The following is a 15,809-nucleotide window of genomic DNA, read 5'->3' on the forward strand; positions in this document are numbered from 1 at the left end:
CAGTGCGCGGGAGCGTTCGTCCTCCCGGTGCACCATCGCCCGGGCGCGGTGACCGTGCTGGAGCAGCAGTTTGATCGTGCCGCCTCCGGTCTTGCCGGTCGCGCCGGTGACCAGGAACAGCCTGTCATCGTCGGTCATCTGAACACCTTTCATGGGACTACGAGTTGAGATTCAAGGACGATCCGCGCCTCTTCGGAGTCGCCTGGCGGCCCCGCGGCGCTCGTCATCGGGCTAACAGGCCTGACTGTCCGGTCCGGTGCCGCGGATGCCACGGACGAAGTCCGCGACCGCGGCACCGATCAGATCCGGGCTGTCCTCCTGGACGAAGTGCACGCCGGGCACCGTCACTTCGGTCTGGTTGGCCCAGGTTCGGCAGAATTCGCGCTGGCTGCGGATCAGGATCGCGCCAGGTTCTGCGTTGATGAACAGTTTGGGCATCGTTGATGTGGCCAGCCACCGTCCGTATTCCTCGACGATCCGCACGACCTCTGCGGGTTCGCCCTCGATCGGAATCTGGCGCGGCCAACTCAGCGTTGGTCGGCGGCTCTCGCCCGGGGTGAGGTAGGGCGCGCGGTAGACCGCCATCTCCTCCTCGCTGAGGTCCCGGAGGACCGCCGTCGGCAACACCTGCTCGACGAACAGGTTGTCGGCGAGCACCATCGACTCGCCGGCCGGGGAACGGAAACTCTGGAACGTCCGCCGCGGGTCGTCCCGCCAGTCGTCCCATTTCATGGGGGCCACGATGGCTTCCATGTAGGCGATCCCCGCCACCCGGTCCCGATGCTGGAACGCCCAGTCGAAGCCGAGCGCCGAACCCCAGTCGTGCAGGACGAACACGGAATTCTCGCCGACGCCGATACGGTCCCACAGCGCGAACAGGTACTCCCGCTGCTCCTGATAGGAGTAGCGATCCGGACCGGAGGGCTCCAGCTTGCCTGAGTCGCCCATCCCGACGAGATCGCAGGCGATCAGCCGCCCCAGCCCCTTCAGGTGCGGCATCACGTTCCGCCACAGGTAGGCCGAGGTCGGATTGCCGTGCTGAAAAACGATCGGATCGCCCTCACCCTCGTCGAGGTAGGCCATTCGCACGCCGTTGATCTCGGCGAACTTCTTCTCGGCGAAGGGACGGGTGTTCATCATTGCTCTCCTCGAGGCGGCTGCGGTCCGTGGGAGAAGTCGACGGTGATGTCGGTGTAGTCGAGGATGATGACCGGCTCGGGCCCGGTGCGGCCGTCCTGGACGGGCAGAACGTAACGGTGCGTCGGGAACACCAGGCCGGACACGGTCCGGTGCGCTCCGGTGCGGTGGACGGCGTGCCGGCTGCCCATCACGTAGGGCGCGTAGTCGAGCCTGCGCAACAGTCCCGATTCGTCGTAATGGAGGATTTGTTCGGTGCTGTGGGTGCGGATGTGCGGGGGAAAGGTCACCCGGAGCCGCCGCCATCGCTCGCCGTCCACCTGCCACGGCTCCAGTTCTTCGGTCCGGACACCGGACACCGTCAGCAGGTGCGGCGTGGTGAGGTAGTTCCACATGCCGTAACCGCCGAAGTACAAGGCGTGCAGCGAATCCCAACGGGTGTCCTCACCCTGGATCGGGAAGGACTCCAGCGGAGCGTGGCGCTCCTGCAGGACGGCGCCGCTCTCGTCCTCGATGGCCACACGGTCGGGCGTGTAGACCCCGCGCATTCCGGGGCCGGTGAATCCGGTGAACACCGTGCGTTGCTCATGCATCTCGACCGCGACGTCCACTCCGGCGAATGTCCTCTCCTGGCCGAGCGCCTTCCAGGTCGGACCTACCATGTGGAGCCGAGCACGGACCGTCGTTGCCCTGCTCCAGCGCTCGCGTCCGCCGTGCGCTTCCAGCACCAGATCCAGCAGTTCGGTTCCCTGGGCGTTGCTCATGAAGCCGGCCCCTCGGCACCGATGACGTTTTCCCGCATGAGCCACGTCGGGTCTCCGGCAGAGGTGATTGCTTCAGAGAGAAATGCAGTCTTCTCGGCCGCCCGTGCGAAGTCGTCGCGACGTTCCGGCCTGATGGTGAAGGCAACGAGATGCTGGTACATCGGACAGTCTCCTCAAGCTTGATGTGATGCCGGCTGTACCTCGCAGACATGATCTGGTTGCGGCAACGCTGGGACGCACCAGATCGGTTCAATCAGTGAACTGGCCCGAGCGTAGCACGGCCTAGTTCGGTGAGCGAACCGGCGAGTCGAACGGGGCGAATGTCGCTTCCGGGCAACGACGCGGACCTGCACTACCAAAGTCACTGCCGTCTCTCCGGCAGGGGAGACGCTGCGCCAGGTGTCGACAACCGTGCCACGTGACGAATGTGGGGAGCTCGGAGGAAAGTCATATGTCGACGAACCCGACCCGCGCCCGGCGCTACGTCCTCGCCGCCCGGCCCGCCACGACGACCGGGCCGATCGAGGACGGGGCGTTGCGCTACGGGCGACGCGCGGGTGCCTCCGCTCGGGGACGGCCAGGTGCGGATGAAGGCCGAGTGGCTGTCGCTGGACGTCGCGATCCGCGGCTGGATGAACGACGTGTGCAGCTACCTGTCGCCGTCGCCGCTGGGTGAGGCGATGAGCGCACTCGGCTCCGGCATCGTCACCGAGTCGCGGCACGAGGCCTTCGCCTGCGGCGACCGGGTGTCCGGCCTGGTGGGCCGGCGGGAGGGCTCGCCCCTGAGAACGGTGCCGGACGGCGTGCCGTTGCAAGCCGCGCTGCACGTGCTGGGCAACGCCGGCCAGGCGGAGCGCACGGTAGTTCAGTGAGCGAACTAAAGAGGTACGATCGGGACATGGCACTACCCAGCACCTATGCGGACCGCAACTGCTCGCTGGCACGAGCGTTGGAGATCGTGGGAGAGCGGTGGACGCTCCTCATCGTCCGCGACGCGTTCTACGGGGTGCGCCGCTTCGGCGACTTCGCCACCCAACTCGGGATCCCTCGTGCCGTCCTGGCCGGCCGACTGAAGGCTCTGGTGCAAGAGGGCGTGTTCAGCCGCGATGACGCCGGTGCCGGTGGTGTCGAGTACCGGCTGACCGACAAGGGCATCGCCCTGTGGCCGGTCGTGCGCTCCCTGATGAGTTGGGGCGACGCGTTCTACTCTCCGGCCGGTGTGAAGCGCGCCCTGCGTCACGACCGGGACGGCGGCCTGCTCGACGACGAGGGACGCTGTGAGCAGTGCGGCTCGGTCATCCCGGTTCCGGAGACCAGGATCGAACCCGGCCCCGGTTTCGAACCGAGCGGTTCTGATCCTGATCGCGTGTCCGCCATGTTCAACGCTCCGCGGCGGCTTCTCGAACCGCTCACGATCCCGCGCGGCTGACGACACTTCCGGAGCCGGGATGGGGAGCGCGCTCTGCGCGTCCGAAAGCCACGATGATCGGCGCGCTGTCGCTTTCTCTGCATCACGGTCTGCGCGTGTCATGCACATCACCCACCTGTCTGTTCATCGGCCCAGGTAGGTCGCATAGAGTCCTGGCTATTGATCTGAAAGTAAGCAGGTCTCTGCCCTCCAGGTCGGAGTGAAGTCAGCGGGGTCCACGCCGTTCCGGGATGGCGAGAAGAGGGTTGCGTACGTGGCTGCTGCCGGCTGTCGCAGCCGGCGTCCGCGAACGCGGTGGGAGATCATTTCTGCACGTGCTCACGTCCAACGCCATCCGGCTGTACGAATACCTGGGATTCCGGCTTCGCCTTCGCACCGGAACTGTGTCCTGACTCGCCCGTCCGTCATGCATCGAGGAGAATCATCATGTCGTCCGTGCTCATCACCGGCGCGTCCAAAGGAATCGGCCGAGCCATCGCTGTCGAACTGGCGAGCCGCGGCCATCGAGTGATCGCCACCGCACGCCGGCCGGAAACCCTGGCCGACCTCCCCGTTGACCAGCGCCTACGCCTCGACGTCACCGATCAGGACAGCGTCGATCAGGCCATCGAGGACGCCGGCGAGATCGACGCGCTCGTCAGCAACGCAGGCGCGACGCTCCGCGCGCCGCTGGAGAGCGTCCCGCTCGCGGAGTTCGAACGGCTCTTCCAGCTCAACACCCTGGGCGCGCTGCGAGTCGCGCAGGGTGTTCTGCCGGCGATGCGGAAACGGGGAGCGGGCCGCCTCGTCTTCGTCTCCAGCATCCAAGGACGGCTGATGTTGCCGATCATCGGTTCCTACGGCGCCAGCAAGTGGGCGCTCGAAGCGCTCGCTGAGGGGCTGGCCATCGAGACGGGCCATTTCGGCATCAAGGTGAGCATCGTGCAACCCGGCGCGGTGTCCACGAACGGCGCCGAGCAGGCAAAGGCGCTTTTCGCGGAGGACGATCCCTACCTCCCGCTGTATCACCAACTCGGCGCCCTGCGCGGCGAGGTCATCACCGTCGACGAGGTGGCCGCTGTGGTCGCCGACACGATCGAGCAGGCGCAGCCTCCGCTGCGTGTGCCCGCCGGCGCTCCCGCCGAACGCGCGCTGAAGGCCCGCAAGGAGGCGCCCGAGAGCGAACCGTTCATGCTGGCCCAGCTCGACTGGTAGCCACCTTCGTACGGAAACGACGGCATTCCCGCTTTTCGGGAGAACCTCCCTGCGGCATCCCACGATTCGCGACAACTTTTCGCCGGCCGTACTCGGAGCGGCGTTATTGTGGCGGCGGCTGCGGAACACGCGACGAGAAGTGTCGGGCCGGGCCTGTGCGATGACAGGAGCTAACTCATGAAACGCGTTCTGGCCACGCTCGCCGCCACTGCGGTCGTGGCATTGACCCTGTCGGCCTGCGGTGGCGGAGCAGACCCACTGGGCAATGGAGCGGGCGGCGGGTCCGGGGCACCGGGCGGCACGATCCGGATCGGGTCGGCGAATTTCACCGAGAGCACGCTGGTGGCGGAGATCTACGCGCAGGCGTTGGAGGCGAAGGGGGTGAAGGTCGAGCGGCATCTGAACCTGGGCAGCCGCGAGACCTACATCCCGGCGTTGGAGGACGGGTCGATCGACCTGATTCCGGAGTACAGCGGCAATCTGTTGCAGTATCTGGACCGTTCTGCGCCGCAGACGGCGCCGGGGGACGTGTACGCGGCGTTGCGGAAAGCGGTGCCCGCGCCGTTGACAGTGCTGGACGAGTCGGAGGCGCAGGACAAGGACTCGGTGGTGGTGAGCCGAGATCTGGCGCAGCGCTTGCATGTGACGTCGATCGCGGATCTGGCGCCGCACTGTGGTGAGCTGGCGTTCGGTGGTTCGTCCGAGTTCCAGACGCGCTCGGACGGTATTCCCGGGCTGCGGAAGAACTACGGGTGCTCGTTCCATTCGTATTTGGCGTTGGACGCCGGTGGGCCGTTGACGTTGTCGGCATTGACGGGGGGCACGGTGCAGGCTGCCGACGTGTTCACGACGGATCCGTCGGTGGCGCCCGACGGCCTGGTGGCCTTGGCTGATCCGAAGAACAACTTCGCCGCGCAGAACGTGGTGCCGTTGATCAACTCCTCGAAGGTGACGGACGCGGTGAGGCAGGAGCTGAACGCGGTGTCGGCGAAATTGACCACGCAGTCGCTGATCGACCTGAACCGTCGGTTGGCCGCCCCGGACAAGCCGGATCCCGCTGTGGTGGCCAAGGGCTGGCTGGAGCAGAGCGGGCTCGGCTGAGGGTCACGCCGGGGTGTCACCCCGCCTGCCGAACACGACCCAACGCATGGCGCAGTACATGAAGACCCCCTCGCAGACCCCCGCCGCGACGCGAGCGAGGTGGTACTCCACTCCCACGGCCGCGAGTCCCGCGCCGACGCCGAGCAGGATCACACCGAAGTTGATCGCAACCACGACCACGTAGAGCAGGACCTGGCGACCGGCCGGGGCGTGGGACCGGAAGTTCAGGGTGCGGTTGAGCACGAAGCCGAGACCGAATGCCGCCGCGTACCCGAGGGCTATCGACACCTCGATCGGCCAGCCGAGCCATCCGTGCATCGCGGTCAGGAGCAGGAGGTCAACGCTGAAGGTGAACCCGTTGATCAGGGCGAATCCGATGAAGGTGGGGTCGACCACCCGCGACAGGCCGAAGGGAAGAACGGCCGCGACGGTGGCGCACATCCGCGCGAACCGGAGCGCGATCCCGGAGTCGCCGGTGTCGACCCCACCGTCACCGGCAGAGACGCCGGGCTGCGCCGGTGCGTCCGGAGCAGGCGCCTCTGCACGTGCCCGGGGTTCGCCCCGGCGACGGCGTCTCCGGCGGTGGGTGGTCGTCATGCAGCCCTTGGTAGTGCGCGATCCCTGTGCGAAGCGGAAATACGGTATGGACCACGGGTGAACTTCTCGGAATACACGACGGGGGATCTACTCGGTGAAGTCGGCGGTGCGGGTCTCTGCCATGAACAACAGGCAGACCAGACACAGGACGGCGATCCCGATCAGATACCAGGACACCCCCGTCGTCGCGTGGGTGCGGGCGAGCACGTCGGTGGCGATCAGCGGGCTGATGCCGCCACCGATGATTCCGGCGGCGCTGTAGGCGAAGGAGGAGCCGGAGTAGCGGTAGCGCACGCGGAACAGCTCCGGGAAGTAGGCACCCATCGGGCCGTACAGCAGCGCGAAGCACACCAGCCCGACCGTCATCGCGATCCCGATCAGTATCGGCTGGCGGGTCTGGATCAGCCAGAAGAGCGGGAAGGCCCAGATCCCGGAGAGCACCGCCGCGGTGATGCACAGTTTGCGCCGGCCCACGCGATCGGAGACCGCGGCGAACCACAGCGTCGCTGCACCCATCAACAGTGACGCCACGATTGCCTCGGTCAACATCGTGGTCTTGTCGACGTGCAGTTCGGTGGTGGCGTAGGTCAGACAGAAGGTGGTGATCGTGTAGAACATCGTGAACGCCAGGATGAACGACAGGGTGGCGAGGATGAGCACCACCGGTTGGCGCCGCAGCAGCTCGAGGAACGGCACCCGGGCTTGCTGGTGGGCCTGCACCACCGCCGCGCGGAACACCGGGGTCTCTGCGATCCGCATGCGGATGTAGAAGCCCACCACCAGCAGTACCGCCGAGGCCCAGAACGGAATACGCCAGCCCCAGGACGTGAACGACTCAGGGCTCATGCTCGCGCTCAGCACGAGGTACAGGAAGTTGCCCAGCGCGAACCCAATGGCCGGCCCGAGCTGGGGGTATGCCGAGTAGAGCCCGCGCTTTCCGGCGGGGGCGTACTCGGTGGCCAGCAGCACGGCCCCACCCCACTCTCCGCCCAGTCCGATGCCCTGCAGGAAACGCAGCACCGCGAGCAGGATCGGGGCGGCCACCCCGATCGCGGCGAACGAGGGCACGCAACCGATCAGCACCGTGGAGATGCCCATGACCAGCAGCGAGGTGATCAGCATCCGTTTGCGGCCGAGCCGGTCGCCGAAGTGGCCGAACAGGATCGCGCCCAGTGGGCGGGCGATGAATCCCACCGCGAACGTGGCGAGCGCGGCGAGGGTGCCGGCAGTCGCGGAGAACGAGGGGAAGAACAGGGTGCCGAACACGAGTGCGGCGGCGGTGCCGTAGATGTAGAAATCGTAGAACTCGATCGCGGTGCCGATGAAGCTGGCGATGGCGATTCTGCTTTGTGATGGGGCGTCGACGGTGGCGCTGGTCATCTACACACTCCTCCGAGATGGCCGGGGCGCCGGAACGGTCGCTTCTGGTGCACGATTTCGCCGCCTTGACGTGTTGTGGGTTTTTCGGCGCGGGCCGAATCGGTCCTGCGCCGGCGCTTGCGCTGACGCCGACGAATGCTACCGGCGGGCACACCGCTGAAGACTTCCGGCCATGATGACGGAGTCGGCGGATCGGCGCCGCACATTGTGGTCGTATGCGCATGTGGCGTGCGCCCCGGAGGCTCCTGAAAACGTCACAGAATACGCAAAACGCCGTTTCGTGGCGCTGAATCGCGCGCGCGGTCCTACGGATGAGATGGAACGGGCCCGAGACGTCGAATCAGGTCGTTGCAGCGAGGGCGGCGGCCAGCGAAGCTTCGATGACGTGGGCCGACACGACGGCGACTTCCTCCGGGGTACGCCCGAAGTCGCCTGCCAGGGACTGCGTGCTGAATCCCGACAGGTGCACCGCGACGGCGTCGACGAGCCACGGAGGCGGCTCCCCTCTGCCGCCGCGGGCCTGCCAGATGCGGGACGTCACGCTCGCCGCGAATCGCTTGCGGCTGGCTCGCCGCTCCACGGCCGCCTCGGCCAGCTCGGCCGACAGGTCGTCGGGAGTGAGCACGGCCAATTCCCAGTAGATGCGGCCGTTGCGGGCGTTCAGCCGGTGGGTGACGGTCAGCAGGTCGAGCAGCCAGGCCCGCAGGTCGTCGTCCTCGGGGGGAGGCGGGATCTGCAGCGCGTAGCGGCGCACGCCGTCCCTGATGGCGGCCACGAGGAGCCCGTCGCGCGTGGCGAAGTGGCGGAACACCGTGCGCCTGTTGACGCCGGCCGCCGCGGCGACGTCGTCGACGGTGGTGGCGAGGCCGCGTTCGGCGAGCACAGCGCGAGCGGCCCGCAGGATCCGGGAGCGGGCGACGTCGCGCTGTTCGTCGGCGAGCGACGTGGCGCTGCCGGCGTCGTGGGTCACGCCGGGATGGTACCGGGCCGGCCTTGAAGGCTGTCACTGATGAGTGACATGCTGGCACTAGTGAGGGGCGATTGCCCTCCGCACGTCACCTCCGGAGGGTGCATGAGCGTCACCGGGCCGCTGACCAGGCCGGACGGCACTGTCATCGACAAGAGGGCGCTGCGCCGGAAGTACCTCGAGGAGCGCGACAAGCGGCTGCGGCCTGACGGCAACGACCAGTACCAGCGCCTCACCGGGCGGTTCGCGCACTACCTCGAGGACCCCTACACCCCGCGGACCGAACGCGAACCGAGGACCGACGACTGCGCGGTCGTGTTCATCGGCGGTGGGTTCGGTGGTCTGGTCACCGGGGCCCGGCTCAAGGAAGCCGGGATCGACGACGTCCGGATCATCGAGAAGGGCGGCGACTTCGGTGGCACGTGGTACTGGAACCGGTACCCGGGTGCGCAGTGCGACACGGCATCGATGGTCTACATGCCGTTGCTCGAAGAGACCGGTCACATGCCGACCGAGAAGTACGCGCACGCGCCGGAGATCCTTGAGCACTGTCAGCGCATCGGTAAGCACTTCAGGCTGTACGAGGACGCGCTGTTCCACACCGAGGTGACCGGGCTGCAGTGGGACGCGCAGCGCTCCCGCTGGGTCGTCAGCACCAACCGGGGCGATCACTTCACCGCCCGTTTCGTGGCCATGGGAATCGGGCCGCTGCACGTCCCGAAGCTGCCGGGTATCCCAGGCATCGACGGGTTCGTGGGGCACTCGTTCCACACCAGCCGCTGGGACTACGACTACACCGGCGGGGACCCTTCCGGTGCGCCGATGGACAAGCTGGCCGACAAGCGCGTTGCCATCATCGGTACCGGCGCCACGGCCGTGCAGTGCGTGCCGCATCTGGCCAGGTCGTGCCGTGAGCTGTTCGTGTTCCAGCGCACCCCGTCCTCGGTCGACGTCCGCGGCAACCACCCGATCGACCCTGAGTGGTTCGCCGGGATCGCCACGCCGGGCTGGCAGCAGCGCTGGCTGGAGAACTTCACAGCCAACCAGACCGGCGGCGTGGCCGCCGACGACCTGGTGATGGACGGCTGGACCGAGATCGCCAGGCGGGTGCGGGCGAGAGTCACGACGCTCCCGGCCGAGGAGCGCACCCCGACAACGATGCTGGCCGCCTTCGAGGACTCCGACCACGAGAAGATGGAGGAGATCCGGGCTCGCGTCGATGCGATCGTCGAGGACGGGGCGACCGCCGAGCACCTCAAGGCCTGGTACCGGCAGTTGTGCAAGCGGCCCTGCTTCCACGACGAGTATCTGCAGGCCTACAACGTGCCCGGCATGCATCTGGTCGACACCGACGGCAAGGGCGTGGAGCGGATCACCGAGCACGGGGTGGTGGTCGCGGGCACCGAGTACCAGGTCGACTGCATCATCTACGCCTCCGGCTTCGAGGTCGGCACCGCCTACACGCGGCGGGCGGGCTACGACCTGATCGGACGCGACGGCGTCACGCTGTCCGAGCACTGGGCCGACGGGATGCGCTCGCTGCACGGAATCCACGTCAGCGGCTTCCCCAACGCGTTCTTCGTGCAGCCGACCCAGGGCGCGAACCTGCTCTCGAACGTCCCACACAACCTCACGGAGTCGGCCCGGACGATCGCGACCACCATCAAGCACGCCCTGGACAGCGGCGCCGACGAGATCGAGGTCAGCCAGGAGGCCGAGGACCGGTGGGTCGCGCTCCTGCTGACCGGGCCGGGGCGGATGCGGCGGTCCCCTGACTGCACTCCGGGCTACTACAACAACGAGGGTCAGGATCCGGGACGGCGGGCGCTGCTGAACGTCGGATATCCGGCAGGGCCCAGCGCCTACTTCCAGTACCTCGACGGGTGGCGCACCAGCGGCACTTTCGAGGGCCTGGAGTTCCGGTAGCCCCCAGCTCCAGCGGCCTGATCGCGCCTGCGGCAACCGGCTCCGTGTGGATCGACGATGCCGCCACCGGTTCTGTCGGTACCCCTGTGCAGAATGCACCGCAGTTGAGGCAAGGGGAGTTACGGACGATGGTCGCAGCGAATCCGCTGTCGGAGCAGGACCTGGCGGAAGCGCGTCAGGAGTTGGCGGCCGGGAGGCCGCTCACGGTGTGGTTCACCCCGGCCGCGGTCGGCGTACCGGCCAACGGGTCGGCCAAGGTGATCTCGATCGACGAGGTCGCCGAGGGCGACTTCATCCAGGTCAAACCCGCGGGCTCGCGCGACACGATGTTCTGCTCTCCGAGCGAGCTCACGAGAACACGACCGGCGCGCAAGAAGGTCCAACGGCCTGCCGAGCGGGCTCCCGAGTCGATCGTGCCGTCGGAAGAGGCGCCTCAGGCCTCGGCGCCGGAGAAGCCGCGGTCCGTGCCCGAACCGGAGTGGACGCCTGCGCCGCCCCCGCCCGCGCCACAGAAGGCGCCGCCACCCGCGCCGGCGCCGGTCAAGGCGCCCGATCGTCCGCGTTCCACGGGCAGCCGTTCGGCCGGGCGTCCCGCAGAGGTCACGGTCACCCTCAACGCCACAGCGGAGGGGGAGTGGACCGTCGAGGTCATGATCGGCAAGAAGCGAACCGTACGGCCCACCCCGGTGCAGCCGGGTGACGTGGCGAAGGCCGCCAGGGCGTTGCCGTCCGTGGTGGCGGAGGCGATCGATGCGTCGCTGGAGGCAGCGCGCCAGCGGCAGCTCGAACGGGTGGAGCGCCTGAGTGCCGAACTCGAGGCTGCTCAGCGGGCGTTGCACGAGCTGATCAGCTAGTCGAGGGCAAACGGGAACCTCCTTGAGCCCCGGCGCTGTTGCATGGCGATCTCACGCGTGTGTCATTTGTGATGTTCGTCCGTTCGGCGCACGCTCACGTATTCGATACCCTCCCGCGGGGGATCGGGAGCCGGTCGCAAATTCCCTCTATTGTGGCGCGCCCGTCCATCGCTAAGCTTCGGCTGTATGCGCGGGGCCGCGGGAGGGATGGAAGTTGATGAGTGTGCCGTGCGCCGTACGGGCGGTTTGATCGAGGGCTGAGCGGTCCGCGCGCACCGTGACCCGACGCGGCGGTCGCCGACCCCACGTCGAAGTTGACGAGCCTCAGTTCTCTCTACCTGCGTGGTCTTACTGGGCCAGGTTTCCGTATCTCGATATGATCACGGACGATCATGTCGGACGTTGCACAACGTGTCGAAACCATGCGCTCAAGTCGCTGTAGCATCACCCGTGCGCTGTGCCAATAATCAACAAATCGGGCGACGATCATATGTCGGCCGCACGCGGATCGCTCCGGAGCCGCGACCTCAGCCGTGCCGCCCGTTCCACCGATCTCGACGAACGCTGATCGTGTGACCGCACGGTCAGGATGAGGAGGGACTGTGAACAGCGAGTCAGCAACGCGTCTGCAAGGGGCCTCGTCCTCCGGGCTGAGCGGTGGCGCATCCACCGCGGTCGGATCGAGCGAGCACGAGATGCCCCAGATCGCGGCCATCACACTGAGGATCAACGGCCGTGCGCAGCGTCTGGAGGTGGACACGCGGACGTCGTTGCTGGATGCGCTGCGCGAGCATCTGCAGCTGAGCGGCACCAAGAAGGGGTGCGACCACGGCCAGTGCGGCGCGTGCACCGTGCTGGTGAACGGTCGGCGCATCAACTCGTGCCTGACGCTCGCCGTGATGCACGAGGACGACGAGGTCACGACGATCGAAGGCCTGGGGGAGCCCGGTGACCTGCACCCGATGCAGGCGGCCTTCGTCGAATGCGACGGCTTCCAGTGCGGCTACTGCACGCCGGGCCAGATCTGTTCGGCCGTGGGCATGCTCGCCGAGGTCGAGGACGGCTGGCCGAGCCATGTCACGGCGGACGTATCGGCGACCGAGATCGCGGCCACCGGCGAGGAGATCCGCGAGCGAATGAGCGGAAACATCTGCCGATGCGCCGCGTATCCGAACATCGTCGCGGCCATTCGCCTCGTTTCGGAAGGAGACCGGCGATGAGGTCCTTCACCTATGAGCGAGTGGTGGACGCGCAGGCGGCGGTTGCCGCGGCGGGCCGGCCCGGGGCGAAGTTCATCAGCGGCGGCACGAATCTGCTGGATCTGATGAAGCTCGAGATCGAACGGCCGCGGCATCTGGTGGATATCAGCCGGTTGCCGTTGCGGGAGATCGAGGAGTTGCCGGATGGGGGGCTGCGGATCGGTGCACAGGCGGCGAACTCCGACACCGCCGGGGATCAGCGGGTGCGCACCCGGTATCCGGTGTTGACCCAGGCGTTGGTGGCTGGTGCGTCGGGTCAGTTGCGGAACAAGGCCTCGGTCGGGGGCAACCTATTGCAGCGCACGCGGTGTGCGTACTTCTACGACACGGCCGCGCCGTGTAACAAGCGGGATCCGGGGTCGGGCTGCTCCGCGATCGGTGGTGTGAATCGGATCCACGCGATTCTGGGCGCGAGTGACGCGTGTATCGCTACCCATCCCTCGGACATGGCGGTCGCCCTGGCCGTGCTCGATGCGGAGGTCGAACTGCTCGATGCGGATGGTGCGCAGCGCCGGGTGGCGATCGGGGAGTTCCATCGGTTGCCGGGGGACACACCGCATGTCGAAACGGTGGTGCGGCCCGCAGAGATGATCACGGCGGTGGTTCTGCCCCCTGCACCGGCGGGCCGGCAGTTCTATCGCAAGGTACGGGATCGCGCCTCGTACGAGTTCGCGCTGGTCTCGGTGGCGGCGATCGTCGCCACGGATCAGGGGACGATCAGCGGAGCGCGGGTGGCGTTCGGCGGTGTGGCGCACAAGCCATGGCGGTCGGCCGAGGCGGAGGCGGTGCTGGTCGGGCGTCCGGCCACGATGGCGACCTATCGCGAGGCGGCGGGGGCGGCGATGCGGGGGGCCGTGGGGCGGGGACACAACGACTTCAAGATCGAGCTTGCCCAGCGGACGTTGTGCCGCACCTTGGCGCAGCTCGCTGAGGGGAGCTGAGACGGCGATGACGATGATCGGGCAGGCACTCAACCGCGTCGACGGCCCGTTGAAGGTCTCCGGCAAGGCCACCTACGCCTACGAGCACTGGGTCGACGGCATCCAACCCCTCTACGGCTTCGTCGTCGGTGCGACGGTGGGCACCGGACGCATCACGCGTGTCGACACTGCTCGCGCGGAGGCCGCACCGGGCGTGCACACGGTGATGACCCACCACAACACGCAGCCGCAGGGCACCCCCGACCTGGCCATACCCTTCGAGTACTGGCGCGCATTCCCGGCGCTGAGTGGCCCCGATATTCATCACTACGGGGAGCCGGTGGCGTTCATTGTCGCCGCGACGTTCGAGCAGGCACGGGCGGCGGCGCAGCTGGTGGACGTCGAGTACGCCGGTGGGCCGGGTTCCTACGACTTCGCCGCGGCGCAAGATCAGGCGTACACCCCGGAATCGCTGATTCTCGGGATACCAGCCGATACCGCGGTGGGCGACTTCGATGCCGGGTTCGCCTCCGCCGAAGTCACGATCGACCAGCGCTACACCACGCCGTGTGTCCTCTCGCAGCCGTTGGAGCCGCAGGCGTGCCTGGTGGTGCCGCGAGGCGAGGACCTGGTCGTCTACGCCAGCGCGCAGATCGTGGATGCGGCACGCTCCTCGGTCGCCAACACCCTGCTGATGGATCCGAAACACGTCCACATCGTCTCCCCGTACATCGGTGGGGGATTCGGGTCCAAGCTGAGAATCCATTACGAGACGATCTTGGCGGCGTTGGCCGCTCGCGCGTTGGGCCGCCCGGTCAAGGTGGCGGTGACCAGGCAGCAGGTCTTCCACCTCACCGCAGTGCGCCCCATGGCGAACCAGCGGATGCGCCTGGGTGCGGGACGCGACGGGCGGCTGGTCGCGATCGCCCACAACGTCACGATGCACACGAGCCGCCACTCGGAGTACGTCGAGCCGACGGCAACCACCACCCGCAGCCTCTACGCCGCTCCGAACCGGTCGACGAGCCACCGCATGGTGCCGCTGGATCTGGTGCGCGGCGAGGACGTCCGCGCACCAGGGGAGGCGCCGGGCATGCTCGCCGTCGAATCGGCGATGGACGAGCTGGCCCACGAGCTGGGGATGGATCCGGTGGAGCTGCGGATCCTCAACGAGCCGAAGGTCGATCCCGAGCGCGGCGTGCCCTACAGCGAGCGGAAGCTGGTGGAGTGCCTGCGTGAAGGCGCTCGCCTGTTCGGCTGGGAGCGCCGCAACGCCGAGCCCGCGAGCATGCGCGACGGCCGATGGCTGGTCGGCTACGGCATGGCCTCGGCCATCCGCGTCCATCTGCAGGCGGAGACGAAGGTGCTGGTGCGGCTGGGGCCCGACGGTGCCGCCGTCGTCCGGACGGATATGACGGACATCGGCACGGGGACCTACACGATCCTGACCCAGGTGGCGGCCGACGGACTCGGACTGCCTCCCGATCGCGTGCGGGTCGAACTCGGGCGCTCCGAGTTCCCCCTCAGCGCGGGATCGGGCGGGTCCTGGGGTGCCGCGAACACCAGCACGGCGGTCCATCGCGCGTGCGCGGCCCTGCGCGAGAAGGTACTGGCCACGGCGTGCGGCGACGCACGGTCCGCGCTGCACGGACGGGACGCCGCGGACGCGGTGTTCGCGGACGGGAGCGTCAGCATCGACGGCGCCTCCGAGTCGCTGAGCGACATCGTCGCGCGCGACCACCCCGAGGGCGTGGAGGCGGAGGGCGAGATCCTCGGCATGTCCGACGAGCCCAACTACCGGGACTACGCGATCCACACCTACGGGGCCCATTTCGTCGAGCTGGGCGTGGATGCCGACACCGCCGAGATTCGTCTCCGGCGGATGTTGGGGGTGTTCTCGGCTGGTCGCGCGCTCAATGCGAAGACGGCGCGTTCACAGCTGATCGGCGGGATGATCTGGGGGGTGAGCGCGGCGCTGGACGAGGAGCTCGTGATCGACCAGGACACCGGCGGGTTCGTCAGCCGTGACCTCGCGCAGTATCTGCTGCCCGTCCACGCCGACATTCCCGATCTCGACGCCGTCCTGCTGGAGGGCTTCGACGACAAGGCGAACGTGCTCGGGGCGAAGGGCATCGGAGAGCTGGGTATCTGCGGGGCCGGCGCCGCGGTGGCCAATGCCGTGTTCAACGCCACCGGAGTCCGGGTGCGCGACTTCCCGATCACGCTCGAGAAGGTGCTGCCCGGGCTTCCACCCATGGACGACTGACCAGCCAGGCTGATC

At 67.8% G+C, this 15,809-nt stretch carries 16 protein-coding genes; 10 read left to right on the forward strand and 6 right to left on the reverse strand.

From position 1 onward, the window contains the following. Window positions 1–231 precede the first annotated feature (231 nt). From MMF94_RS41190 to MMF94_RS41200, 3 genes are read right to left on the reverse strand one after another with little or no spacing between them, the layout of a single operon-like run. The gene (locus tag MMF94_RS41190; RefSeq protein ID WP_241042941.1) at window positions 232–1,140 is read right to left on the reverse strand and encodes a haloalkane dehalogenase; all 909 of its coding nucleotides are present in this window, start codon (window positions 1,138–1,140) and stop codon (window positions 232–234) included. Beyond that, window positions 1,137–1,901, reverse strand: coding sequence for a hypothetical protein (locus MMF94_RS41195; RefSeq protein WP_241042942.1), 765 nt, complete (start codon window positions 1,899–1,901; stop codon window positions 1,137–1,139). Before MMF94_RS41195 ends, MMF94_RS41190 begins: the two co-directional genes overlap by 4 nt. Next, window positions 1,898–2,062 carry a hypothetical protein gene (locus MMF94_RS41200; protein ID WP_241042943.1) on the reverse strand — a complete coding sequence of 55 codons (165 nt, stop codon included), beginning with the start codon at window positions 2,060–2,062 and terminating at the stop codon, window positions 1,898–1,900. Before MMF94_RS41200 ends, MMF94_RS41195 begins: the two co-directional genes overlap by 4 nt. A gap of 396 nt (window positions 2,063–2,458) precedes the next feature. On the opposite strand from MMF94_RS41200, the gene MMF94_RS41205 reads away from it, so the two are divergent. From MMF94_RS41205 to MMF94_RS41225, 5 genes are all read left to right on the forward strand, one after another. After that, the gene (locus tag MMF94_RS41205) at window positions 2,459–2,773 is read left to right on the forward strand and encodes a hypothetical protein (protein WP_241042944.1); all 315 of its coding nucleotides are present in this window, start codon (window positions 2,459–2,461) and stop codon (window positions 2,771–2,773) included. Between the two features lie 26 nt (window positions 2,774–2,799). Then, the gene (locus tag MMF94_RS41210) at window positions 2,800–3,330 is read left to right on the forward strand and encodes a winged helix-turn-helix transcriptional regulator (RefSeq protein ID WP_241042945.1); all 531 of its coding nucleotides are present in this window, start codon (window positions 2,800–2,802) and stop codon (window positions 3,328–3,330) included. A 230-nt stretch (window positions 3,331–3,560) separates the two neighbouring features. Then, the gene (locus MMF94_RS41215; protein ID WP_241042946.1) at window positions 3,561–3,722 is read left to right on the forward strand and encodes a GNAT family N-acetyltransferase; all 162 of its coding nucleotides are present in this window, start codon (window positions 3,561–3,563) and stop codon (window positions 3,720–3,722) included. A gap of 34 nt (window positions 3,723–3,756) precedes the next feature. Further along, a complete protein-coding gene (locus MMF94_RS41220) occupies window positions 3,757–4,524 on the forward strand; it encodes an SDR family oxidoreductase (RefSeq protein WP_241042947.1) in 768 nt (255 codons plus the stop codon). A 177-nt stretch (window positions 4,525–4,701) separates the two neighbouring features. After that, window positions 4,702–5,625 (forward strand): ABC transporter substrate-binding protein, encoded by a 924-nt coding sequence (locus MMF94_RS41225; protein ID WP_277398956.1) that lies wholly within the window; start codon window positions 4,702–4,704, stop codon window positions 5,623–5,625. A gap of 3 nt (window positions 5,626–5,628) precedes the next feature. On the opposite strand, the gene MMF94_RS41230 is transcribed toward MMF94_RS41225, so the two are convergent. From MMF94_RS41230 to MMF94_RS41240, 3 genes are all read right to left on the reverse strand, one after another. Further along, window positions 5,629–6,222 carry a GtrA family protein gene (locus MMF94_RS41230; protein ID WP_241042949.1) on the reverse strand — a complete coding sequence of 198 codons (594 nt, stop codon included), beginning with the start codon at window positions 6,220–6,222 and terminating at the stop codon, window positions 5,629–5,631. A gap of 87 nt (window positions 6,223–6,309) precedes the next feature. Then, window positions 6,310–7,602 carry an MFS transporter gene (locus tag MMF94_RS41235; RefSeq protein ID WP_241042950.1) on the reverse strand — a complete coding sequence of 431 codons (1,293 nt, stop codon included), beginning with the start codon at window positions 7,600–7,602 and terminating at the stop codon, window positions 6,310–6,312. A 340-nt stretch (window positions 7,603–7,942) separates the two neighbouring features. Then, window positions 7,943–8,572 carry a TetR/AcrR family transcriptional regulator gene (locus MMF94_RS41240; protein ID WP_241042951.1) on the reverse strand — a complete coding sequence of 210 codons (630 nt, stop codon included), beginning with the start codon at window positions 8,570–8,572 and terminating at the stop codon, window positions 7,943–7,945. A 102-nt stretch (window positions 8,573–8,674) separates the two neighbouring features. Here MMF94_RS41240 and MMF94_RS41245 point away from each other — a divergent pair, with 102 nt between their 5' ends. From MMF94_RS41245 to MMF94_RS41265, 5 genes are all read left to right on the forward strand, one after another. Continuing rightward, window positions 8,675–10,495 carry a flavin-containing monooxygenase gene (locus MMF94_RS41245; protein WP_241042952.1) on the forward strand — a complete coding sequence of 607 codons (1,821 nt, stop codon included), beginning with the start codon at window positions 8,675–8,677 and terminating at the stop codon, window positions 10,493–10,495. 128 nt (window positions 10,496–10,623) lie between these two features. Next, on the forward strand, window positions 10,624–11,349 hold the full coding sequence (locus MMF94_RS41250) for a DUF6319 family protein (RefSeq protein ID WP_241042953.1): 726 nt from the start codon (window positions 10,624–10,626) through the stop codon (window positions 11,347–11,349). Window positions 11,350–12,044: 695 nt separating this feature from the next. Beyond that, the gene (locus tag MMF94_RS41255; protein WP_241042972.1) at window positions 12,045–12,569 is read left to right on the forward strand and encodes a 2Fe-2S iron-sulfur cluster-binding protein; all 525 of its coding nucleotides are present in this window, start codon (window positions 12,045–12,047) and stop codon (window positions 12,567–12,569) included. Next, a complete protein-coding gene (locus MMF94_RS41260; RefSeq protein ID WP_241042954.1) occupies window positions 12,566–13,549 on the forward strand; it encodes an FAD binding domain-containing protein in 984 nt (327 codons plus the stop codon). The genes MMF94_RS41255 and MMF94_RS41260 overlap by 4 nt, the downstream gene beginning before the upstream one ends. 7 nt (window positions 13,550–13,556) lie before the next feature. Then, entirely contained in the window at window positions 13,557–15,794 is a 2,238-nt protein-coding gene (locus MMF94_RS41265; protein ID WP_241042955.1) for a xanthine dehydrogenase family protein molybdopterin-binding subunit, read from the forward strand. Window positions 15,795–15,809 lie beyond the last annotated feature (15 nt).

This window comes from Pseudonocardia alaniniphila (assembly GCF_022524485.1).
GTDB lineage: Bacteria > Actinomycetota > Actinomycetes > Mycobacteriales > Pseudonocardiaceae > Pseudonocardia > Pseudonocardia alaniniphila.